The 23,925-nt window shown below is 38.1% G+C and carries 19 protein-coding genes and 1 tRNA gene; 10 read left to right on the top strand and 10 right to left on the bottom strand.

The window, feature by feature from the left end; genetic code table 11:
* Positions 1-80: 80 nt before the first annotated feature.
* From B3P16_RS16285 to B3P16_RS16275, 3 genes are all read right to left on the bottom strand, one after another.
* A tRNA-Ala gene (locus tag B3P16_RS16285) sits at positions 81-154 on the bottom strand.
* Positions 155-374: 220 nt separating this feature from the next.
* Complete coding sequence (gene bla, locus B3P16_RS16280) at positions 375-1,103, bottom strand: BlaB/IND/MUS family subclass B1 metallo-beta-lactamase (protein ID WP_070569933.1); 729 nt, start codon at positions 1,101-1,103, stop codon at positions 375-377.
* Positions 1,104-1,200: 97 nt separating this feature from the next.
* A complete protein-coding gene (locus tag B3P16_RS16275; protein ID WP_070569321.1) occupies positions 1,201-1,539 on the bottom strand; it encodes a cupin domain-containing protein in 339 nt (112 codons plus the stop codon).
* Between the two features lie 215 nt (positions 1,540-1,754).
* On the opposite strand from B3P16_RS16275, the gene B3P16_RS16270 reads away from it, so the two are divergent.
* Entirely contained in the window at positions 1,755-3,668 is a 1,914-nt protein-coding gene (locus B3P16_RS16270; RefSeq protein WP_286843546.1) for an AAA domain-containing protein, read from the top strand.
* A gap of 82 nt (positions 3,669-3,750) precedes the next feature.
* Here the strand turns inward: B3P16_RS16270 and B3P16_RS16265 are convergent, their stop codons facing one another.
* Both B3P16_RS16265 and B3P16_RS16260 read right to left on the bottom strand, forming a co-directional pair.
* Complete coding sequence (locus B3P16_RS16265) at positions 3,751-5,271, bottom strand: acyl-CoA dehydrogenase family protein (protein ID WP_112374368.1); 1,521 nt, start codon at positions 5,269-5,271, stop codon at positions 3,751-3,753.
* 176 nt (positions 5,272-5,447) lie between these two features.
* Complete coding sequence (locus B3P16_RS16260) at positions 5,448-6,314, bottom strand: helix-turn-helix domain-containing protein (RefSeq protein ID WP_172462352.1); 867 nt, start codon at positions 6,312-6,314, stop codon at positions 5,448-5,450.
* Between the two features lie 231 nt (positions 6,315-6,545).
* On the opposite strand from B3P16_RS16260, the gene B3P16_RS16255 reads away from it, so the two are divergent.
* Positions 6,546-7,754, top strand: a complete 1,209-nt coding sequence (locus tag B3P16_RS16255; protein ID WP_286843544.1) for an exo-beta-N-acetylmuramidase NamZ family protein — start codon at positions 6,546-6,548, stop codon at positions 7,752-7,754.
* Between the two features lie 24 nt (positions 7,755-7,778).
* A complete protein-coding gene (locus B3P16_RS16250; RefSeq protein WP_286843543.1) occupies positions 7,779-9,032 on the top strand; it encodes a PQQ-binding-like beta-propeller repeat protein in 1,254 nt (417 codons plus the stop codon).
* Positions 9,033-9,065: 33 nt separating this feature from the next.
* On the opposite strand, the gene B3P16_RS16245 is transcribed toward B3P16_RS16250, so the two are convergent.
* A complete protein-coding gene (locus B3P16_RS16245; RefSeq protein WP_070569339.1) occupies positions 9,066-9,416 on the bottom strand; it encodes a DUF2200 domain-containing protein in 351 nt (116 codons plus the stop codon).
* Positions 9,417-9,606: 190 nt separating this feature from the next.
* Here B3P16_RS16245 and B3P16_RS16240 point away from each other — a divergent pair, with 190 nt between their 5' ends.
* Complete coding sequence (locus B3P16_RS16240) at positions 9,607-10,356, top strand: HesA/MoeB/ThiF family protein (RefSeq protein ID WP_112374365.1); 750 nt, start codon at positions 9,607-9,609, stop codon at positions 10,354-10,356.
* Between the two features lie 118 nt (positions 10,357-10,474).
* On the top strand, positions 10,475-11,167 hold the full coding sequence (locus B3P16_RS16235; RefSeq protein WP_286779155.1) for a hypothetical protein: 693 nt from the start codon (positions 10,475-10,477) through the stop codon (positions 11,165-11,167).
* A gap of 2 nt (positions 11,168-11,169) precedes the next feature.
* On the opposite strand, the gene B3P16_RS16230 is transcribed toward B3P16_RS16235, so the two are convergent.
* Positions 11,170-11,931 carry a response regulator transcription factor gene (locus tag B3P16_RS16230; RefSeq protein WP_070569349.1) on the bottom strand — a complete coding sequence of 254 codons (762 nt, stop codon included), beginning with the start codon at positions 11,929-11,931 and terminating at the stop codon, positions 11,170-11,172.
* A gap of 799 nt (positions 11,932-12,730) precedes the next feature.
* Between B3P16_RS16230 and B3P16_RS16225 the strand changes: the two genes are divergently transcribed.
* From B3P16_RS16225 to B3P16_RS16215, 3 genes are all read left to right on the top strand, one after another.
* Entirely contained in the window at positions 12,731-15,868 is a 3,138-nt protein-coding gene (locus B3P16_RS16225; RefSeq protein WP_286843541.1) for a GH92 family glycosyl hydrolase, read from the top strand.
* Positions 15,869-16,225: 357 nt separating this feature from the next.
* Entirely contained in the window at positions 16,226-18,511 is a 2,286-nt protein-coding gene (locus B3P16_RS16220) for a GH92 family glycosyl hydrolase (RefSeq protein ID WP_286843540.1), read from the top strand.
* 34 nt (positions 18,512-18,545) lie between these two features.
* The gene (locus B3P16_RS16215) at positions 18,546-20,792 is read left to right on the top strand and encodes a GH92 family glycosyl hydrolase (protein ID WP_286843539.1); all 2,247 of its coding nucleotides are present in this window, start codon (positions 18,546-18,548) and stop codon (positions 20,790-20,792) included.
* An 87-nt stretch (positions 20,793-20,879) separates the two neighbouring features.
* Here the strand turns inward: B3P16_RS16215 and B3P16_RS16210 are convergent, their stop codons facing one another.
* The 3 genes from B3P16_RS16210 to B3P16_RS16200 form a co-directional block, all read right to left on the bottom strand.
* Entirely contained in the window at positions 20,880-21,440 is a 561-nt protein-coding gene (locus B3P16_RS16210) for a GNAT family N-acetyltransferase (protein WP_112374362.1), read from the bottom strand.
* Positions 21,441-21,554: 114 nt separating this feature from the next.
* Positions 21,555-21,785, bottom strand: coding sequence for a hypothetical protein (locus B3P16_RS16205; protein ID WP_197084131.1), 231 nt, complete (start codon positions 21,783-21,785; stop codon positions 21,555-21,557).
* A gap of 7 nt (positions 21,786-21,792) precedes the next feature.
* Positions 21,793-22,041, bottom strand: a complete 249-nt coding sequence (locus B3P16_RS16200; protein ID WP_046675688.1) for a hypothetical protein — start codon at positions 22,039-22,041, stop codon at positions 21,793-21,795.
* A gap of 387 nt (positions 22,042-22,428) precedes the next feature.
* Here B3P16_RS16200 and B3P16_RS16195 point away from each other — a divergent pair, with 387 nt between their 5' ends.
* Together B3P16_RS16195 and B3P16_RS16190 are read left to right on the top strand one after the other, a co-directional pair.
* The gene (locus B3P16_RS16195) at positions 22,429-22,929 is read left to right on the top strand and encodes a hypothetical protein (protein WP_286843538.1); all 501 of its coding nucleotides are present in this window, start codon (positions 22,429-22,431) and stop codon (positions 22,927-22,929) included.
* Between the two features lie 26 nt (positions 22,930-22,955).
* A complete protein-coding gene (locus B3P16_RS16190; RefSeq protein WP_286843537.1) occupies positions 22,956-23,831 on the top strand; it encodes a hypothetical protein in 876 nt (291 codons plus the stop codon).
* The last annotated feature ends 94 nt before the right edge of the window (positions 23,832-23,925 follow it).

The following is a 23,925-nucleotide window of genomic DNA, read 5'->3' as shown; positions in this document are numbered from 1 at the left end:
ACAGTTTACGTTACAGTCTCTTTGCTGTCAAAATTGGTCGATTAAAAATAAGAAAAGGGTACTTAAGTACCCTTTTTTTGTGGAGCATATCAGATTCGAACTGATCACCTCTTCACTGCCAGCGAAGCGCTCTAGCCAAATGAGCTAATGCCCCTGCTTTATTTGGTGTCGCTAAGATAGTACTTTTTTGGATAAACAAAGCCTCTTTTTTATTTTTCTACCGTTTTTTGTAGGTCTGTTATCTAGTTGCTTTTTTTTTGACGACCTAAATGCATTATAATCAATGGTTTTATCTATTTGGTTCCTTACAGATATTTTTATCCTATTGAAAAACAAGAGAGTTTACCGGCATCCTTGGGGATAAAAGAAATGTATTAGTGTCCTTCAGTAAGCAGAGCTTCGGTTCGCTTTATCTGACCTTTATCTTTCCAGGCATCATGTCCAGGAATAACCATATTAATTTCGGGATATTTTGCCAATAACCTCGCTAGGGATGGCTTCCAGGATTTTATATCCCCATCTGCCGTAAATCCTAGATCTTGGGCTTCGGAGCTTTTTATAAAACAACCACCGTCTAGAATCTTATATTCAGGAAACCAGACAACAACATTGTCCATGGAGTGTCCGGCACCAAAAAAGTTCAGAACAAAAGATTGTCCGCCGACGCTGTAGGTTTTATTGGTGGAAACAAGATGAGTGGCCTGGGCTTTGTGATTTGCCTTTAGTAGGTCGTTCGTCATTTTCGTTGCGTAGGTTGGAATTCCAATACGGTTGTAATACGCAAAACCACCCGCACGGTCTTCGTGCCAGTGTGTTGCGTACACCGCAATGACGGGTAAATTATGTTTCTGTTTGATACTGTCCAATAAGGGTTGATATTGTGTGGAATCCCATGGTGTATCAAATAGAATAACGCCTTTTTTTGTTATTAAATAGACCGCATTAGCAGCATATTTGGTGCCTTCAAAATTATTAAAGGTGGTATAGAGGTATAGTTGCGAATTTATCTTCTCTATTAAAAGAGGTTTTTCTTGCGCTTGTAGAGATGGGGAAAGACCGAGTAAACCAATGCTCAGACATACACCAGCAAATGTTGCGCGCATATGAGGAGAAAGAAGTGAGATCATATTTTTGAATGTTATTGCATTAACGTTAGAACAAAATGATTATTATTTTTTCAAGACCTTATCAATGCATTTTTTAGGTATACTGAACAAAGTCTTCGCGATAAGGAGTGAATGAATCGATCAGTTCACCCTCCTCGAGACATTCACATCCATGAACCAATTGCGAATAGATGATACAAGAGTCTCCTGCAGTTAGGATGCGATCAACACCGTCAATATGGTATCTGAATGTTCCAGCACTAACATAAGAAATCTGTGTATGGGGGTGTTGATGAAGTGCACCGATGGCCCCTTTTTTAAAACGAACTTTCATGAGCATGAGTTCATCATTAAAAACAAGTATTTTTCGCATCACACCTTCGCCCAAGTCTGTCCATTGCTGTTCGCTATCGTGTAAGAATATTTCGCTCATCTAATTGTTGATTTATGGATGTTTCGATTGGAAAACGCTCTGTTTTTCAATTATAACAAAAAAAAATGAATTTACGGCTAGATCCATTGCTTCCTTAGAAGGATATCGATTTGCTTTACAAAATTTGGCAAAGGATGAGATGAAATTAAAAACCAAATGGTCCAAATACGTGAAAAAACAGTTATTTTGTGCCTGAGCAATATATATATGACACGATGAATTATTTCGACGAGCTTATTACTTTATTACAAGAAGAGCAGCAATTTGATAAATTACAACATGAAAATTTGTTGTTGAAAAGTAGTTTGAATGAACGAAGAATGCAAGGTGTCACCTGGTTTCCGATTCAGATAACGGATACGGAGCTTGGAAGAGGAGACTATTTGTCCGTTAATTTAAATCGAACAAATCATTATGAGGTCGAACATAAGTTTCGCTTTGGTATGCCAGTTTGTCTGTTTTCAAATCACGATCCCGACCGAGATCGAATAGAGGGCATCATATCTTCGATCAATAGGGATGGGATGCGAATTTCATTTCGTGTCGATGAACTTCCAGAATGGAGCAGAAGAGGGAAGCTTGGTGTTGATTTGTTATTTGATGAGTATTCCTATCGGGAGATGTTCAATGCATTGGAGAAAGGAAAGGAATTGAGCCGTGATGCAAAGCAGGGTAGTTTAGTGAGAAGATTAATCGGTGAAGAGGTCATTCCGATTGCTTCTATTGGAGAATTCTTTGAGCATCCCAGCTTAAATATGGGGCAAAATAAAGCGATCCAACAGCTATTGGAAGCAAGTACCGTGGCTCTTTTGCATGGGCCGCCGGGGACAGGGAAAACAACAACATTGGTTCAGGCCGTGCAGGCACTCCTAAAACAATACAACAAGCAAGTATTGGTTGTTGCCCCGAGCAATACGGCCGTTGATCTGCTAACCGAACGTTTAGACGCTGCTGGCATTACAGTAACAAGAATAGGTAATCCTGTTAAGGTTTCGGAGCATCTTCAAGAATTGACACTCGATGCAAAGATTGATCGACATCCCGCAAATAAGGATATTAAAACACTTCAAAAACAAGTGCGGACGTATACAGAGATGGCTCAAAAATATAAACGTAATTTTGGAAAGGCTGAGCGGGAGCAAAGAAAAGCATTGTTTGATGAGGCCCATCGAATCAGAAAAGATGTCGATAAAATTCAAGATTTTATCAGTGCAGATGTTTTGGATAAATCGCAGGTAATCACTGCAACTTTGGTTGGATCAAATCATGAGGTTATCCGCAATCGTAGCTATGAAACAGTCATTATTGATGAGGCCGCACAAGCATTAGAGCCTGCTTGCTGGATACCGATATTAAAGGCACATCGGCTTATTTTGGCCGGTGATCATAATCAATTACCTCCAACAGTAAAATCGAGTAAGGGATCTAACCATGGCCTGAGTCATACATTATTTGAAAAATTGGTAGACCGTAATCCACAATTAGTTTCTTTGCTAGATGTGCAGTATCGCATGAATGAACAAATTATGCATTACCCATCTGTAGCCTTATATAATGGTTCGTTAAGAGCAGATAGTACCGTGGCACAGTGGAGCTTAGCAGTGGATACTGAGCCGGTGTTATTTATTGATACAGCAGGAGCGGGATTTGAAGAAACGGAAAGTGACGGCGCAATCTTCAATATGGGCGAAGCTCATTTTATTAAAGCTCATCTAAACGACCATATTGGGGCTTGGAAAGCTTCCCCGACCCTAAATGAAAGCCTGAGCATCGGGGTGATTGCACCTTATCGGAAACAGGCTACTTTCCTGAAGGAAGTATTGGAAGGGGAAGACGAGCTGCGACCTTTTAATGACTTGATTAAAATACAGACAATAGACAGTTTTCAGGGACAAGAGAAGGATGTTATTTATATCAGTTTGACCAGAAGTAACGCTGAACAGCAGATTGGTTTTTTGTCTGATGTCCGCCGGATGAATGTGGCAATGACTAGAGCTAAGAAGAAATTGGTTGTTATTGGAGATAGTGCTACAATAGGTTCACATCCGTTTTACCGAGAATTTATTGCCTATACCGAGTCGATAGGGCACTATCATAGTGTGTGGGAATGGGATATTTCAGCAATATAACGCAGGAGGCCACTTCCTATGAAGTGGCCTCTTGCTTTTATTGAAACTTACAGACTAGTTTGATTCCTGTAATCTCTCCTGATTAAGAAGTGAACTTCATCCAATCCGTGTTCTCGTCATAGTTCATAAGTGGTTCGGCATTATTGTTATTTGATAATTGGCCTACCAACATATAAATATCCATACTTACGTGTTGACGTGTTATTTCAGTCATCTTATCATTGAACCCGGCATTGTTAATTTGTAAAACATACTGAAAACAAATGACGCGGGCGATTATCTTTCCAAGTGTAACCAGTTCACGTTGTTTCGGCTGTAGCGGAAAGTCAAAATTCAAGATTGATGAGAAAAATGGTGCTGCAAATTCAGTTGAGCTATATTTTTTTAAGAAAGATAATAAGTTGCTTTCTTTGGTTTTGCGCATAAGTTTACCGATCGCTTCAGCAACTTGAGAATATAGCATTTCATTTGATCCCTCAAAGATTTGAAAAGGTCTACTGTCTATGAGGCCACGACCGGCAACATGGTCTAACCTGTAGCCATTTGCACCGGATAATTGCACACATATTTGCGCGGCTTCATGCATTAAGTCTGTCACAAATGCTTTCACACTATTGGCATCTACACCATAGGCTGAAAGGTCATTATGGATAGAGCTGATCGAGACACTGTATGAACACATTGCAGAACACAAGGTAAATGCAGCCTGTATGCGCGACAACTGAAATTTAACAGCGTCTAATTCATTTAAACTAATACCTGCTACACGGCGTTCGGAACAATGTGTCATGGCCTCATCCAACATTCGTTTTATAAAACCCATGCCCATCCCTGGGAACTGTAATCTGCTGCGGTGGAGGGTATCTAACATCAATTTAATTCCTGTACTTTCCGGATTTAGTTTATGATCCGCGGGAACATTGATATCAATGTTGTTGACACCATAAGGAATTGCATAGAGACCAAGGCTATTGTATTTCTTTGTGACAACAATCTTTTGTTCTTCAACGGCGTTCTCTGTGACAAAGAAATCTATATCCCGCACCAGTTCTCCATTTTCGTTTTTCTTGCGCGCTGTTACGAGCCAAAAGTCTGCAGCTCCAGTAAGACCTTGCCAGTGTTTTTCACCTTTTATATAGTACTTATCGTCCCTTTGTTCGTAAGATGTTCGCATATTGAGTGCGTCACTGCCGTAAGCCTGTTCGGTAATCATTAGTCCTCCCATTGCCTGATTTTCCAAAAATTGATGGAATACCCTCTCTTGAAGTAAGGTGTTGCCGTATTTGGCAAAAGGTTCCAAAAATAGTGCAATATTAATCCCGAAGATTAGCGATAACGACAGTGATTCATAAGAAGCTGCCGCCAGTACACCCAAACATTCTTTTACATGAAGACCACGACCACCGTGATGTTCGGGGATAGCAACCGACAATGGTTGCATTTTCATGATCTCTTTTAAAAACTCAGGCGGAAGCCCACGCGTTAAACTGAGCGAGTTGTAATCGTACTCCTTATTAAATAAGCTTGACAGCCTAGTTTTAAAATCTGCAATAAACAAATCGAAATCCTGGGTTATATTGTTGTCTTCTGAAACCTTAAGCATCTTTAAATATGTAATTAAATGATGGAACAATGTAAATTGAAACATCGAGAATAAAGAGTGCTACCGAACTGAAATTCTCTTTTGCTTCAATGACTTACACAAAAATAACTGCAATCAATTTGATTTTCTTGTGTACTTCAGTATAAAAGATAGGACAAATCGTGCATGTTGAAAATTTATGTTGCTCTGTTTCGATAAGAAGTAGGAGAGACGCCAACTATTTTTTTGAAAAGTCGTGAGAAGTAAGACGGGTCAGAAAAATCCAATTCATAACAGATATCTGCAATGCTTTTAGTGGATTCAAACAGCAGAAATTGACTGTGCATAATCAGTACTTCTAGAATAAGTTCTTTGGAAGATTTTTTAAATACTGAAAATACACAGCGATTAAGGTAGTTTGTAGATACTGCAAGTTTGTCGGCGTAGAATGAAATATTTTTTTGCTTTTTGAAGTTTTTGTGCACAAGCTGTTTGAACATCATTGCAATTTCCTGCCGACGATTGAGGGCTTGATTGGAGGACGAAAGTTTGATGATTTTTAAAATTGCCGATTTTAACAAATTTTCAAACAGTTCTCGATAAGGGAATTCCGAAAGCAGTTCATTATAAAGTAATCTAAAAAGCTCCTGAAGATCACTACTATCTTGTGCAGTTAAGTTAAGTAAGGGCGAGATGTTAAAGATATTCAAAATCTCCTGTTCCCTGAATATGGACGTCATCGCATTGTCGTTGATCAAGACGCAATGCCCTTTCGAAGATTTATCGACAGATTTTATTGTTGAGATATTGCCGTAATTGCTGATAAGAATTGCCGGAGCCTGAACGACATATTCTTTGGCACCGATCTGATGTTTAAAATAACCTTCAGTTATATGGACGAGGAGGTTATAGCCCAAGAAAATAGGCGGAGTAGGGAATTTAATGTAAGGGGCGATTTCACTGAGCTGAAATATCTTGATCGGCGATTGCTGGTAGCGAAGGTGCTCCAAACTACCTGTCATAAAACGATCTACAAATTCACCCGCATTTACCTGCTTTTCCATTATCAATTATTAGTATAAAATTTAGTATGCCACAGCTTTTGAATGTCATCTATTGTTTCATGTGTAAATCATGCTTCCCAATAATATTCCAAAGGTAGCTGGATAAAACTTGTTTATCAATTTTAACAAATGATTTGCTAAAATAAAGCTTTATCCTTAGTTTAGTTTTTGCAATCGGATAAATAGCCTGATGCTCAGGGGCTATATTTTAATAGTATAAACCAAATGAATATGAAACTAGTGCTCATTTCTATCTTGACTCTATTCCTGTTCAGAAATGCAACTGCACAGATCTCGTTGAATTATTGTAATGATCGTATACAAACTGGAGCAGAACAAACCGAGCGTTATCTTCCTTATTTAATGAATAAACGCATTGCGATATTGGGCAATCCATCTACGGTTATTAAAGGGCGGCACCTTGTTGATAGTCTGCTTGCGCGCGGGGTTCAGATTGTGAGAATCTTTGGGCCTGAGCATGGATTTCGAGGGAATGCAAGTAATGGAACTGAAGTGGGGGATGAAGTCGATCCGACAACTAAAATTCCTATTGTCTCTTTATACGGGAATAAGAAAAAGCCAACAGCGAAGGATCTAAAAGATATCGATCTGTTTATTTATGATGTGCAGGATATGGGGGTGAGGTTTTATACCAACATTAATACCCTTCGGGATATTATGGAAGCTTGCGCCGAAAATGATAAGGAGCTCTTGATCTTAGACAGGCCCAATCCCAATGCCTATCTAATTGACGGTCCTATTTTGGAGGAAGAATATAAGTCGGGTATTGGGCAATTCCCTGTTCCTATCGCGCATGGGATGACTACCGCTGAATTTGCCCAGATGATCAACGGAGAAGGTTGGATGAATACTAAAAAGAAGTGTAAATTGAAGATTATTCCTGTAGCAGATTATGATCATAGTATGCTTTATAAGCTGCCAGTCAATCCTTCGCCCAATTTAAATACGGAACAAAGCATACTCTTATATCCAAGTACCTGTCTTTTTGAAGGTGTAAAAGTAAATCATGGTAGAGGCACCGATTATCCCTTTGTTGTGATCGGTAGCCCAATCTATAAGAGTACATATGATTTCTCATTTGTCCCCGTCAGTAAAAAAGGGATGAGTGAATCGCCTCTGTTTATGAATGAAGAATGTTATGGAATAGACCTGCGTAAATATGATCTGCAGCAGCTTGTCGATAGCAAAAAAATAAACCTATCCTGGATGATAGCGCTTTATCGGAATTCTCCGGAAAAAGACAAGTTTTTTGATCAATCATTTTCCAAACAGATTGGTAGTATCGAAAAGCTCGTCGGCGTAGGTTTATTTCGCAAGCAAATTGAAGCCGGTGTTTCGGAAGAAGAAATCCGAAAAAGCTGGGAGCCGGGCCTAAGTAATTATAGAAAGACTAGGGAAAAATACCTTATCTATCAATAATATAACCTGAATAAAAGTACATCGATGTTTGGACTAAAATATGATTGGCGCCCAATTATTATCCTATTTATTGCAGTGGGATCTTTTTGTCAATTACGGGCGCAGCATCTGGCTAGAGGCCTAGATCGCCAAAATTATACAGCACAATCCAATATTAGGTTAAATCCCGTGTTGAAATGGAAATTCAAAACAGAGGGAAGGCTGTTTTCTTCGCCCGTCGTTTGGAAGGATATCGTTTTTGTCGGGTCTTGCGACAGTAATCTTTACGCATTGAATAAAACGAGCGGTAATATACTTTGGAAGTATAAAACTACCGGTGAAATTCGGTCGACGGTTGCTCTTGATGGCGGAAAAGTGTATTTTTTAAGCACTGATGGCTACTTGTATGCCCTGGATGCCCAAACAGGTCGAAAATTATGGCAGTTTTTAACCGATGGCGAAAAGAGTTATGATATATGGGACTATTTCCTCTCATCTCCTGCGGTTGCAGATGGTGTAGTTTATTTTGGATCTGGGGATCATCATGTCTATGCCGTAGATGCTAAATCGGGAAAACTTGTTTGGAAATTCCTGACTGGGGGCATTGTGCATGCAGCCCCAACGCTGACACAAGAACGTGTTTTCATTGGTAGTTTTGATGGTTATTTTTATTGTTTGAAAAAAGATGGTACCCTACATTGGAAGTTTAAAACGGTTGGTGAACGTTATTTTCCAAAAGGCGAGATTCAGTTCCATGCAGCAGTCGCCGACAGTACAGTCTATTTTGGTGCTCGTGACTTTAATGTATATGCGCTTAATACCGCGAATGGAAGTGGCTTTTGGGTATATCATCAACCAGGGAGCTGGACGAGTGTTCCTAGTATTTTTGACGATAAGCTTGTCGTAACCATGTCGGATTCCTATAGTATACTTGTTTTAAATAGAATGGACGGCGTGAAAATAGTTGAACCTAAAGTGCCTTTAAATACATTTAGCAGTGCCACTATCGTAGGTAATGAGGCCTTTTTTGGAACGCTGGATGGTGTAATTTATAAATTGGATATAAAAAACGGAGGGGTTGTGCCTATTTTTCAAACGGAGTCAAGTAAAAAGAATAGGCAATTGTTTATAAATGATGAAAATGTGCTGCGCGCCGATCTGCAACAAAAATATGAGGATGATATTACAAGACTGTTTGCAGACTACCTGCAGATGGGAAGTATCTTTTCAACAATATGGATCGATGAAAATCGGCTTTATTTTAATGCCGCTGATGGTGCCATCTATGCATTGGAATAGTAAGTACGCGCTATTTACGAATCGTAGCAGAGTTTACTTTCTCAAAATTTTTTCCATGGGTTTCCCTTTGGCCAGTTCATCAATTAATTTATCGAGATAGCGAACTTTCTGAACCAGCGGATCTTCAATATCTTCAATGCGATAGCCGCAGATTACACCCGTGATCTTCGAAACATTCGGGTTTAAACTTGGTGCTTGTTTAAAGAAATGTTCAAAGTCAGTTTTATTTTCAACTACTTGCTGTAGCGATATGGGACTATAGCCGGTAAGCCAGAAAATGATTTCGTCAACCTCTTCTTTTGTACGTCCTTTTCTTTCGGCTTTTTGTATATAAAGCGGGTATACACCAGCAAATGACATGCGATATATTCTTGTATTATCCATTTTTACACGTTGATTTTATTAAAGGTATTCATTTTGAATCAAAATAAAAACAAAAGATAGGTGGCTAAATTAAGCAAAATCGCCGCTAATTTGTACTACGCAACTATGAAATTTACTTAGCAATTTCTTTAATAATAATATAAATTATAATTCTATCTTTATGTGATACAAAATTATTGAGAGATTATATATGGATTTGAGGTATATTCGAAATAACATACATATTAAAGAAGAGGATCAACAACATATCAAAGACTTTCCGGTGTTAATAGGAGGTTGTGGAATAGGAAGTTACATTGCCGAGTGCTTATTGCGTATGGGTTTCGAAAATTTGACAATTGCCGATGGAGATGTTGTCGAATTGACAAATTTAAACAGACAAAATTATACAAACAAGGATATTGGTATTAAGAAAGTATTTGCTTTGCAGGAACGTTTGCATTCAATTAACCCGCAAGCCAAAATAACAGTGTTTTCTGAATTTATTAACCAAGATAATTTATATAATATCGATATAAATCATAAGGTTGCCATTAATGCGTTGGATTTTTCTTCTGATATTCCTTTTGTCTTTGACCAGTATATGGCAAAACGAAATATACCGGTAGTACATCCTTATAATTTGGGTTGGGCCGGATTTTTAACGGTGCTTCCGCCTGAAGGTCTCAATCTGCAGTCTTTGGAAAAGGCCCATCAGACATTCGAATTAAATGTCGGTGAATTCATTGTGGATAGCTTAAAAACAAAGGGTGTAAAAACGAAATGGTTTGAGGAATTTTTGGCAGAATATGGTAAAATCGCGCTGACGTCTTCTCCTCCGCAATTATCATTAGGTTTGTATTTATTATCGGGAATGGTTAGTCATATTGTATTTAATTTAGCGACATCTAAACCTGTAAAATTCTTTCCAGATTCCTATTATTTATCAATGATTGGTTGAACTTAATATAGTTGAAAAAAACATTCGTTTCATTACACTTTTGTGTAGTAAATTTGTCTCTGTGGGAATTTAAACGAAAAGTCTTTATTTTTATAATTGCATATCGAATAACATTTGCATGAACTGGACGCCTGAAAACTATTATTTTACCAAGCTTAATAAAAACGAACTTCCTGAACTTATTCATTTTTATTTAGTAACGACTCAGCAGCATTACAAACTGGATAGTTATTCCGAAGAGGAATATGCGTTTGACTTTGAGTCATTGATAGGAGAGGATCAGATTTTTTTTGATCGTTCCATTTATTATGTGCTTCGAAGTAAGCTTGATAACTGTATTCAGGCATCCATTAGAATTACATTTTGGGATAAGGAAACGAGTTTGCCGATTCAAAAATTATTTGATATCGAGACAGAAAGTTTGTTAATTCCAGATGTAAAGAATTTTTGGCACATTGGACGTTTCGTAATTTCTGGTAAGATAATAGGTAATCGCATTAATATTCTGAAAAAGATGCTTTTTGACGCATTCTATGGTCCGTACAGCCTTGGTAGTGGATTGGTTATAGCTGAATGTGATCGAAAAGTGGTCAATACGCTTCGAAAATTGGAGATAGAATCTTTTCAACTTGGTGATCCAATCATCTACCTCTATTCTGAGACATTACCGATCTATATTAAATCGGAATGGCTGGAGACTTTTATTGAAAAAAATAAATATTCCCAGTTTAGTATAGGAAATCATGCCGATATTCAAAAATTTGTTGAGATGTCAAAACTAATGCTATTATGTTCAAAAAATAATGAATAAGATTAAAAAAGAGATAGTTCAATGGCTAATGCTGTAGCCTCTGTAATACTTTTGACTTTCAGTTTTGAAAATATCTGTTTTTTATGAAATTTTACCGTATCAATCGATACATAAAGTCGATCTGCTATTTGATCCATAGTAAGACCCTGTGCGGAAAAAAGAAGAATGTCCTTTTCACGGGGTTTCAATTTAATGCGCGGAGTTTCTACCCAAATATCTTTATCCAAGTCATATTCAAACTGTTTTCCGTCCTCATCAGATTTAAATCTAATGTTTCCTGAGTTAGCATGTGAGGACATAGAAACTAAGCATAGGGCGATCCAGGGGTTAGAAAACTTATCCAGGAGCAGAGGTTTTAGTTTATGGTTTACTAACAGTGGCTTATTTCCCGGTTGTTTTAAATGAAAATCATAAGATATGGAGTATTTTAAGCGATCTTCGGCATCTAAATTTCCAAAAAAGTCAAAACCAACGTCATTGATCTTTTTTAATAAATGTAAATCACTCTCAGGTACATTATTAACATAGTGATAATACCCTTCTCGCATGACTTCCCCAGGCGTGCTTCCACACAGAAAGATTGGATTATCAGACACAAATAGAAAGCTTTTCTTTGAATAGTCAATTAAATATATACTCTGATAGGTTAATCTGCTTAAGGACTTGGCAAAATTTATAAAGGCTTCGACAATCTCATAATCATCTTTGCTAAAGTCGTCTTTAACTTGTACCGGCTTGAAAAAATCTTCAATCTTAATTTTCATAGTGTAAAATACAAAGATGATCCGCAATCGCTTTTGAATACCACGTAAAATCGATGTTGTCCTGGCGTGCAAGTTACAAAAATAAGGACGTAATCTCAATTTATACGCTAATAATAGACTTTTTTTACCTTCCTATCCTTACCTCGTAATCATTGTCAACGTTTATAGTTGAACTTGTTCAAACATTGCATCTCTATCCAGCAATGAAATAAGTTTCTACACAAATGGGTAGAATATCGTTTATAATGATAATACAAAAGATAATACTCTTATCTTTAAGGTTTCAAAGCAAATAATTGTATAAATATAACTTATTAGATCCAAATAGCCAATAGTAATTATTGCTTTACTTGAGTTTTGACAAAGTTTTAATCCTAAAATAATGGACTCTAGGAAAATATTGCAATGAGAAAACTTCTATTAAGTTTTTTTATCATAAATAATCTGTAGAAACACTTTTCTAAGTAAAGGCAATTTTTCCCCGAAAACTGGAAAATGCGGTGGATATTGCGCAAACTACAAATTGACCTAACTTTCCTCTCTAAGAATCAAAACCTTTCATTTTCGCTAACTTGTGTCAATAAATTCATTTTATTTCTTTCTTTTTATATGTATATACATTTTGCTGTTTTTCATTTGATATTTGTTTTTTTTGTAGTAATATTGTGCATAAAGTTTTGCTTTTAAACGTTTTTGTAAGTTATTAATGTATGTACAATGTAATGTGTTTTGTGAATTGTTTTGTGCAGTTTATGAGGAAAGCAACTGATGTAATTAAAAATTATAAAATCTGATACTTATGAAATTACGTTTCTCACTTTCTTTTGTCGCCGGTCTGTTGTTCATGTGTGCTCAGTCTGTTGTTGGCCAGGAGCACACAATATGGCAATTGGGAAATTCAGACGGTTCAAGCAGCGAATTTGCCTTGTCCCCGAATGGATATAAGAAATTTTTGGAACATGATTTCGGTTATGAAGACAATGCGTTTATTATCGGCCAATCTTCTTTAACAAGGGATTTTCCCTATGTATTGCCCGGTCCGGCCAATGAATGGGGCGGGACTGGAGGAACCTCTGGCCTGAGAACACATTTTTTGAATTTATACTATGTGTTAAACAATAGTATAAAAAATGGTCAGTGTACACTTCAGGTTAAATTGGCCAATAGTGACCCTAAAAATAAACCTACACTACAGATCGTAATCAATGGCAAGCCCTATAATTTTGAGGTGGACGGGGGAGCAGGAAATGGTGAGCCGTTAGAGAATCCTTTAAAATCTGGAAATTCTACGATAAATATACCATTACCAGCTGATCTCATTAAGAAAGGCGGAAATCAGATTACAATGACTGTCATAAAGGGAGGTTGGGTTGAATTTGATTCCTTTAAACTGCTGGGGCCACAGCAAGTAAAGCTAATAGCCAATCGTTCTGTAATTGTTAAAAATGTACAGCAAGCTGAATTTGAGATCTTAAATGCAGGGAAACCCGTCCAAAATATGCTGGTTGATCTCTTGAAATTGAAAGATGATGAACAGTTGAAAGTAGTCTTAGATGGAAAGAAAATTTATGAGAAAACACTTGAAAAAGGTGCAGCGAAATTGGAAATACCAATGCCTTATGTCGCTAAGGAGATATGGAGTAAGTATGAAATTTATAGTAATGGGCAATTAATACAGTCTTCAACAATCAAGCGGGGCCCAAAAAGACTAGGTGGAGTTTCAGATTATGTGAACACGATGATGGGTGCAGCACATTCCAGATGGATGATAGCCCCGGGACCATGGATGCCTTTTGGCATGGTAAAGATAAGTCCAGATAACCAAAATATTGGCTGGCAGGCAGGTTATGAACCTTCTATCGAATCTATTGGTACTTTTAGCCATATTCACGAATGGACAATGGCTGGATTGGGAACATTTCCGACAGCAGGCCCGTTGAAAACCAAGGTCGGCGATCAGTACAGCACAAACACGGGATATCGATCAGCGATAGATAAAACCAGCGAAAAGGCTCCATTGGGATATTATGCTGTTCATCTCCTTGATCACGATATCGACGTAAAGTTGACGGCTGGTACGCGTTCGAGTTTTCAACAATATACCTATCATAAGTCGGACACAGGACGTATTATGATTGATCTCAAGGTTAACGGAGAATATGATTATAAAATTAAAGACTTCTCGCTAAAAAAGGTTTCTGACTATAAGGTCGTAGGATATAGTAATCAATTATCTGAAAACGTTTGGTCCACGGATGCAAAACAGGATTATGTCGTATACTTTGTTATGGAGTTTGACAAACCTATCATAAACTATGGCACATGGCATAACGATCGGTTGACTGAACGGGCTGATTTGGTTGCTGATAGCGCTCGATTTGCGGGAATGTACGTGGAATTTGATGTGCATAAAGATAAGGCTGTACAACTGCGCACAGGGATTTCTTATGTGAGCTTAGCCAATGCGGAGGAGAATCTAAAAACGGAACTGTCGGAGCCATTCGGATGGTCGATTGATCGGGTCGTGGAAAACCAACATAAAGTTTGGGATGAACTTTTAAGTAGATTGGCGATAAAGTCTTCAGACTATTTTGAAAAAGAGAAATTCTATACAAATATGTATCGCACTTTGGCATGCCGAAACACATTTAGTGATGTGAATGGTCAATGGAGATCTTCGGATGAAGTGATACGAACTTTAGCCCATAAAGGGGATCTCGCTTTAGGCTGTGATGCTTTCTGGAATACCTTTTGGAATTTAAATCAGTTTTGGAACTTGGTTACGCCGGAATGGTCCAATAAATGGGTCAGATCGCAACTTGCGATGTATGACGCAAATGGCTGGTTGGCGAAAGGACCGGCTGGAATGGAGTATATTCCCGTCATGGTTGCAGAACATGAAATACCGTTAATTGTTGGGGCATACCAGATGGGGATTAGAGACTACGATACTGAAAAGGCATTTGAAGCTGTTAAAAAAATGCAGACAACAAGTCCATTGAAATTTGAAGGTGGTTTTGCAGGTAATCGTGATTTGGATGTCTATTTAAAATATAAGTACGTTCCTTATGATTTGGGCCGGTTTTCCAATTCAATGGAATATAGTTTTGACGACTGGACAGTTGGGCAGTTCGCAAAATCGTTAGGAAAGGAGCAGGAGTACAACTATTTCAATGATCGCGGAAAATGGTGGAGAAACGCGATAGATGTCAGTAGTGGCTATGCCCGGATGAAGGATTCAAAAGGAGAATGGTATAAAGATTTTGATCCTTTTAAATCGGGAGCTAACCATCATTATGTAGAAGGAAATGCATGGCAACTGACCTTTTTTGTGCCACAGGATATTCCTGGGTTAGCTAAAATGATCGGACAGGATGTGTTTTTAAAACGATTGGAATGGGGATTTCCGGAAAGTGAGAAATGGCGCTACAATGGTCCTAATGATCAATATTGGGATTATCCTGTTGTTCAGGGAAATCAGCAATCGATGCATTTTGCCTATATTTTTAATTGGTTGAATAAGCCTTGGTTGACGCAAAAATGGAGTCGCTCCATAGGTGAACGCTATTATGGCCAAGGGGTTTCAAATGCTTATTTGGGAGATGAAGACCAAGGGCAAATGAGTGCTTGGTATATTATGAATGCTATTGGTTTATTTCAGATAGATGGCGGGACAAGAGTCAAGCCAATTTATGAAATTGGAAGCCCTCTCTTTGAGGAAGTGAAGATTAAATTGGGCGGTAAATACGGTAGAGGTGAACAATTTATTATCAAAGCGAAAAATGCAAATAAGAAAAATATGTATATACAACGTGCTACATTAAATGGAAAACCGCTTAATACGTTTTATTTTGATGCTTCGGAACTTCTGAAAGGAGGTGAGCTTGTTTTAGAAATGGGCGCTACACCGAATAAGCAATGGGGACTGTATCAATAAAAATATATTTATTGCTGGACCAAACCTGATGCGCATTGAATGATAACAACGATTTGTTAAAATTTGGTTAAACCATTCGGCCTAACATAAGAAACTCGTTTTTGATGACGTTATATCAGTAGTTTCATAATTTAGGTTAATAATTGGTTAGTTAGTAAAAGCCTGAAGTCCCCCACTTCAGGCTTTTGTTGTTATTGACCATCATAAATCTCTTTGCTTAACATGTATAGTTTTGCTAAATCCTATTAACAAACGTAAAATCATCGATATAACGACAAGTACGATTTGTAAATCTTTGCGATTATCTGTAGTATTGTAGGTACACGCTAAAATGCGCGGCCTATGGTGTTTGCTTGAATGAAAGCAATTAACAATGTCGTCTATCAAGATTATATGATCAAATCTATTCGTTTTTTACTTTTAGGATTATTTCTTTGGGAGAACGTTTCTGCCCAAAAGCTTCCTACAGACTATGTCAACCCGTTTATTGGAACCAGTAATTATGGAACAACTAATCCGGGTGCTCAGGTTCCCAACGGCTTGATGAATGTTTCTCCCTTTAATGTAATGGGATCATCACTTAATGCATTTGATAAGGATGCAAGATGGTGGTCTACTCCCTATGAACATAGCAATAATTATTTTACAGGTTTTTCTCATGTTAATTTAAGTGGGGTAGGATGTCCAGATATGGGAAGTCTGTTGTTGATGCCAACTTCGGGGAAATTGGAGGTTGATTATCATCAATATGGGAGTACCTATACACAAGAGGTTGCCCATCCGGGATATTATAGCAATATATTAAAGAAATACGGTATCAAGGCAGAAGTTTCAGCGACAACCCGTGTAGGTGTGTCGAAATTTACTTTTCCAAAAGGACAGGCAAATATCCTACTTAATCTAGGCGAAGGTTTAACAAATGAAACGGGAGCAACAGTTCGTTATGTAAGTGATACCGAAATAGAAGGATCTAAATTGTTGGGCTCTTTCTGTTACACGAACAATCAGGCTGTTTACCCAATCTTCTTTGTTATGCGTGTCAATAAAAAACCGTCAAAAAGAGGATATTGGAAATTCCAGCGTGCCGGAGAAAAATGGGAAAACGATTGGAATAAAGATGCCGGAAAATATAAAATTTTTACGGACTATACCGATCAGCTTTCAGGTGATGATCTTGGTGCGTATTTTAGTTTTGACGTCAAAGAAAATGAAAGCTTAGAAGTACAGCTGGCCGTATCATTTGTGAGTGTTGAAAATGCACGTAAAAATCTAGATGCTGAGCAAGCAGACTTTAGCTTTGAAAAAACGCAAAAGCAAGCAGCTTCACTTTGGAATAATGCATTGTCAAAGATACAGGTAGAAGGTGGTACAGAGGACCAAAAAACAGTGTTCTATACGGCATTATATCATGCTATGATTCATCCAAATATCTTGCAGGATGTAAATGGAGAATATCCGGCAATGGAAACCCGGAAGACGCTCGTTGCAGATCACAATCGTTACACCGTGTTTTCGCTATGGGATACGTACCGAAATGTTCAGCCTCTAATGTCACTGGTTTATCCTGATAAGCAGGTGGGTATGATACGTTCCATGATCGATATTTATAAGGAAAGTGGTTGGATGCCCAAATGGGAGTTGTATAGTCGAGAAAGCTATACCATGGATGGCGATCCGGCAGTTCCAGTGATCGTTGATGCATGGATGAAAGGCATTCGGGATTTTGATGTTAATACAGCTTACGAAGCGTTTCTGAAATCGGCTACGACTACGGATTCGACAAATAAAATTAGACCAGACAATGCGGACTATGTGAAATATGGGTATGTTCCACTGCGCGATTCATTCGATAATTCGGTATCTCATGCCATTGAATATTATGTTGCCGATTGGAACCTAGCCCAACTGGCCGCCTCATTGGGGAAAACTAAAGATGCTCAGCTCTTTGCTAAGCGAGCACAGGGGTATAAACATTATTATTCTCCGGAGTATGGGACTTTCAGGCCTATTCTTCCTAACGGCAAGTTTTTAAGCCCATTTAACCCATTGATGGGCGCCAATTTTGAACCAAATCATGGTTTCCATGAAGGTAACGCTTGGAACTATAGCTTTGCCATACCATTTGATATACCTGGTTTGGTGAAATTGATGGGCGGAAAGCAAAAATTTGTAGATAGACTACAGGCAACGTTTGATAAAGGGTATTTTGATGTTACCAACGAACCAGATATGCTGTATCCACATGTGTTTTCGGAAATCAAAGGAGAAGAATGGCGTACCCAAAAGCTGGTTAAGGAAATTTTAGAAAAACATTTTACGAATAGCCCTGGGGGTATACCGGGAAATGACGATACGGGAACAATGTCCACATGGGCTTTAATGAACATGATCGGCATCTATCCTTTTTGTCCAGGTAGACCAGATTATACTGTTGTAACACCTGTATTCGACAAAGTGACCATTCAACTCGATAAGAAATATTATCCAAATGGCGACAAAGTGACAATAAGACGTCAAAAAGAGGGTGCCGGAGATTATATCAAAAAGATCTTTATCGATGGAAAACCATTCAATGGATTTAAAATCAACCATCAGACTTTGGTCAATAGCAAGGATATTCTAATCGTTACTGGAAATAGATAATTAGGCAAACTAAATTGAAAAACTGATCTACACGATGAAATATATTAATTATGCGGTCTGTGCAGGCCTTTTGTCCTTAATGGGTTGCGCTTCACTAAAAAACTCCGATGAGACTTCTTATGCTGGGTATGTAAATCCTTTTATCGGAACGGATTTTACGGGGAATACATATCCTGGAGCACAGTCACCTTTTGGAATGGTACAGCTTAGCCCAGATAATGGACTGCCTGGCTGGGACCGTATTTCCGGATACTTTTATCCTGACAGTACGATTGCTGGTTTTAGCCATACACATTTAAGTGGAACCGGAGCCGGCGACTTGTACGACATATCTTTTATGCCGGTTACCTTACCTTATCATGAAGCCCCGGCTCCCTTAGGTATACATTCCAAATTTTCGCATAAGGACGAAAAGGCTCACGCCGGATACTATCAGGTAAAACTTACTGATTACGATATAAATGTAGAGCTGACAGCAACGGCACGCTGCGGTATTCAACGTTATACGTTTCCAAAAGCCGAGTCTGCAGTATTTTTAGACTTAAAGAAAGCAATGAATTGGGATGCTACAACAGATTCACACATCGAAGTGGTTGATTCTGTTACTATCCGTGGTTACCGTTTTTCGGAGGGCTGGGCAAGAGGCCAACGCGTTTATTTTGAAACTCGGTTTTCTAAGCCTTTTATGGCCGTTCATATCGATAGTTCAGCAATATTATCCAGTGCTGATACAACGGCAAAAAGTGCAAAACGTATTGGTACAGCATTCAAAGCACGTTTTGATTTCAAGACAGCAGCTGGAGAACAAGTGACTTTAAGTACGGCCCTTTCGGGAGTAAGTATGGAAGGCGCTTCAAAGAACTTAAAAACAGAAGTTCCAAAAGATGATTTTGATTATTATTTAAAAGAGGCCGAACAAAATTGGAATCATGAATTGGGGCGCGTAGCAATCGAGACCAAAGACAAAGAGGAACAGGTTAAATTCTATACAGCACTATACCATTCGATGTTGGCACCGACAATTTTCAGTGATGTTGATGGTGCTTACATGGGGGCGGACCGGAAGGTACATCAGGCTGAAGGTTGGACCAATTATAGCACGTTCTCACTTTGGGACACCTATAGAGCTTCGCATCCATTATTTACCTATATAGACCCTAGTCGAGTAAATGATATGATTAAGTCCTTCATTGCCTTTTATGAACAGCATGGCCGACTACCGGTATGGAATATTTATGGGAGTGAAACGGATATGATGATTGGCAATCATGCCATTCCTGTCATTGTAGATGCATATTTAAAAGGAATTGGTGATTTTGATGCAACAAAAGCGTTAGAAGCCTGTGTTGCCACAGCTAATATTGATAATTACCGGGGTATAGGTCTTTATAAAAAATTAGGCTATGTGCCCTATGACGTAAAAGATGAATACAATGCCGAAAACTGGTCCTTATCACGAACACTTGAATATGCCTATGACGATCATTGTATCGCAATGATGGCCGATAAGATGGAAAGGAAAGATATTGCAGGAGCGTTTTTTGCGAGAGCTCAAAATTATAAAAATGTGTATAATCCGCCTACTTCATTTATGCAACCTCGAGATAGCCATGGTAAATTTATTACCCCGTTTGATGCGGAGGAATATAGTGCACATATCTGTGAAAGTAATGCATGGCAATATTTTTGGTCTGTACAACATGATATTCCTGGATTGATTAAACTTGTTGGTGGGCAAGAGCGCTTTGGACAGAAGCTAGATAGCATGTTTACATTTCATCCTTCCGACACCAGCAAGCTGCCAATTTTTAGTACAGGAATGATTGGGCAGTATGCACATGGTAACGAGCCGAGCCATCATGCACTCTATTTATTTAATGCGGTTGGACAGCCTTGGAAAACGCAGCAATATGCAGCCGAGGTAATGAACAAACTTTACTTGAATACACCTTCGGGATTAAGTGGAAATGATGACTGCGGGCAGATGTCGGCTTGGTATGTATTCAGCGCATTGGGATTTTATCCTGTAGATCCCATAAGTGGAAAGTACGAAATTGGTACACCTTTATTTGAAAAAGCTGAATTGAAGTTGTCCAATGGAAAGAAATTTACCGTGAAAGCTAACCATGTCAGTAAAGCCAATATTTATATCCAAGCCATTACGATTGATGGTAAGCCTCTTGAAACAAGTTATATCACACACGAACAAATTATGTCCGGAGCGACATTGGTGTTAGAAATGGGCGAAAAACCGGGACCGATATGGTACAAAAATAAATAGGATATATAAGTATATGGAGATTCATATGTGAAGCTCCCAAATAATTAAGAGAAGCCTCCAAATGAATATTAATCGATTTGGGGGCTTTTATTTTGTTGGCAGAATTAAGTTTTTGTAGAAATATGTCGTGCTACACAATGTTCCATTCGGGAAGAGCGCATAATTTGGGATATCGCCGACTTTCGTCCAGCCACATTTTTGATACATAATATAAGCCGGGCTATCGGTTACAGTATCTAGTACCAATAGTGTCTTATTTAGATCAATGGCTATATTTTCAATGTGTTGAAGTAAATTTTGTGCAATGCCCATTCTTCGAAAGTCAGTATGGACTAACATTTTGGCTACATCTGCACGATGTATTTGATTTGAGGGGAGGTCGATTTGGAGTTGAACGGTTCCTGCGATTCGATGCGTAGAAGCATCTTTTGCAATAATCAATATTGTTTTTTGCTGCTTGACCTTGTTCAGTACTTCAGTCCAAAATCTTTTTGCCTGCTCAACTGTTAGATCTTCCATAAAGCCTACAGAGGCACCTCCTTGGACAATATTAAAAGTCAGGTCTACTAATTCAGAAATTAAGGTAATGCTGGATTCGTTGACTTCTTCAACGACAAAATCTGTATTGGAAATAGGTGAGGAACTCATGTGTTTGATTGCGGATGAGATATAGAAAAGGAATTGATCGCTGTGTTATGTAAGAAAAGACATTCTGCTAATGATCGGCTTGGCTCTTCTGGTGAGAATTATAGTTAAAAATCGTTACTCGTTGCGGGTGAATGCATAATAGATGACGTATAACCAACCGAGTATCCCATGAATTAAAGCCCATAGTATGGATTTGTTGCGATCCCATGAGGTGACAACGGCAATGACAGAACCCAGCCCAATACCCGATTGGGTGATCGTCTGTGTCGTTGATTTACTTATCTCTTGGCCAAATACAATATCCGAGATGAAAAGAAAGAATATGAATAATGCGAGGTGTTTCATGATGGCTTTATTGAGCTCCTCTTATTTTGAGTTCTTCATTGATTTCTTTTATTCTTTTAAAATTGAGAATAACAATAGGAGATAAGGCGAAGGGAATCGCCATTAGTGCGCTGAATCCTTTGTTAATTGACGTATAGATCCCCATGCCTAATAGGATAAAGAGCATGGTGGTGAGCATCCATGTAATTACCAGCGCATTTTTTTTGTTGGTTTGAAGCTCTTCGTCAGTCATTCCGTTTAAAGGTCTGTTATTCATATTTCGGTGGTTTATAGTCTCTAAGTTCCGTAATTCTTTTTAAGAAACAAAGAATTTTGCCTTAAATGATGTGTGATTCTTAAATAAATATAGCTTTTTTTTCTGATTTTTTAAAAAATGATTTATTAAATGGCTAAAATAGTAGGTTTCGAAGGACCTTTTTTACAATAATGCAGTATAAGGTGATTTTTATGGATTCCCTGTTTAGAAGAGTAGGCTTTTCATCTCTCAAAGAAATAAATAGTTTGTGCAAAGTAAGGATAAGCGTATTGCTTTTTAGCGAGCAGGTTGTACGGAAAATAACGAATCTTAAAACAACGACCACGAATATTAAACGAGACGGATAGACTGGTTTAAAAAACTGTTATTTGTAAAAAAAATTAAGAAATGAGAATGCTAGCTTTAATCTTGATGCTATTTACCATGTGTTCCTGTAGGGGTAATTTGGATTTGGGGTACAATGAGAAAATGGCTAAGCTCTTTCATAGCTGTCGAGAAAAAATGGATGAGAGCTATGGAAAATTGCTAGAAGGGGAATATGATGTCGATAAATCAGACTATTCCTATCACATGAAATTGAATGAGGCACGCGCTTTGAGTAGTTACATCAAAGGATTAAAATGCGAAGCCTCTCAACTGAAATACAGTAAAACTGCCGAAAGTTTTCACATCGCTTCAGTTGGTTACATGACAGAGATCGTTGATGGATATGGTATTTTATTAATTAAATATATTGATGAACAGAAAAAAGGGACTCGGAAAAGTCTGTTGCGGGAGATTACTGATGAAAAAGAGAAAATTGAAGCCTTAGCTGAGTCGTGTTTAGGACATCAAATAGCCTTCATGAATCAAGCTGGAATAAAAGTAGATAGTCAAACAGGAAAGTAGTTGAAATATATTTTAATTTTATAACCATGTTAATACGAAAAAATATGTGGTATTTGCTTATCATTTTACCTATGATGGCATTGTCCTGTAAGAGCAAAATAGCAGCGCGTCAGTCAATACCCCCGTATTCATTAGCTGATACTGTGAAACCCGATTGGTATCGCGAATACTATGGTCGGGTTGTAATGATCGACAATGATTTTGTAACGCAGAAAGATGGCAATTATTTAGTAGATCTTCCTTTGCAGATCGTTCCGGATTCCACTTACGTTTTCTTTTTGAGTACTAAAATTCCAGTGGAGTTACTAAAAAAATCCAATGAATTCTATCCCGATCTTCAACATTTTATACTGATTGTTCCCGATTGGAAGTTTTATGGTGAAGTCGCCGAAGAAGCTTCGAAAAATGGGATGTGTATCGAACCTGCGACAACCAATTTTTATTATTCCATAAAAAGGGAGGATGGTATGGTTAAAGTCGACAGTCTCCGGCTTTCTGGTCTTGATAACCCTAGATTAGATTTTGTTAAACCAATTTCACCCAAAGGCATGCTTACAATTTATCGAAGAGACGGTTACGGATCGGTTTGTTGCCCGCGTGACCCGAAATGGGATAATGCAGATAAGGATGAACTTTTCCTACGTGATTTTGAACACCGCAGTCACCTGAAAGTAACTAAAGGGCGGTATGTGCAGATGGAAGGTAAAGAAGGCGAAAAAAGTATCTATTATACCTTACCGGGATTATCTTCAGCACAGCGATTGGAGTTTTTAGCAAATAAATATGCGCAATGGATTGCCAATAAGGATACGGGGACAAGGACGATTGTACCACAGTTATTTGCACCACAAATTATACCGATGGTAACCGAGGGCTTTAACAAAATGAAAGAATTACCATAAAGTCAAAAATAGGGAGTGTAACACCAACTGTGTCATTGGATTAAAATCTTAAAAACCTCTTTCTAATTTGAGTCTATCCCCAAATCTAATATAA

This window comes from Sphingobacterium sp. UBA7631 (assembly GCF_002483935.1).
Classification (GTDB): Bacteria; Bacteroidota; Bacteroidia; order Sphingobacteriales; family Sphingobacteriaceae; genus Sphingobacterium; species Sphingobacterium multivorum.
Note: the sequence above shows the minus strand (reverse complement) of the source record. Positions and strands in the feature narration are given on the sequence as shown.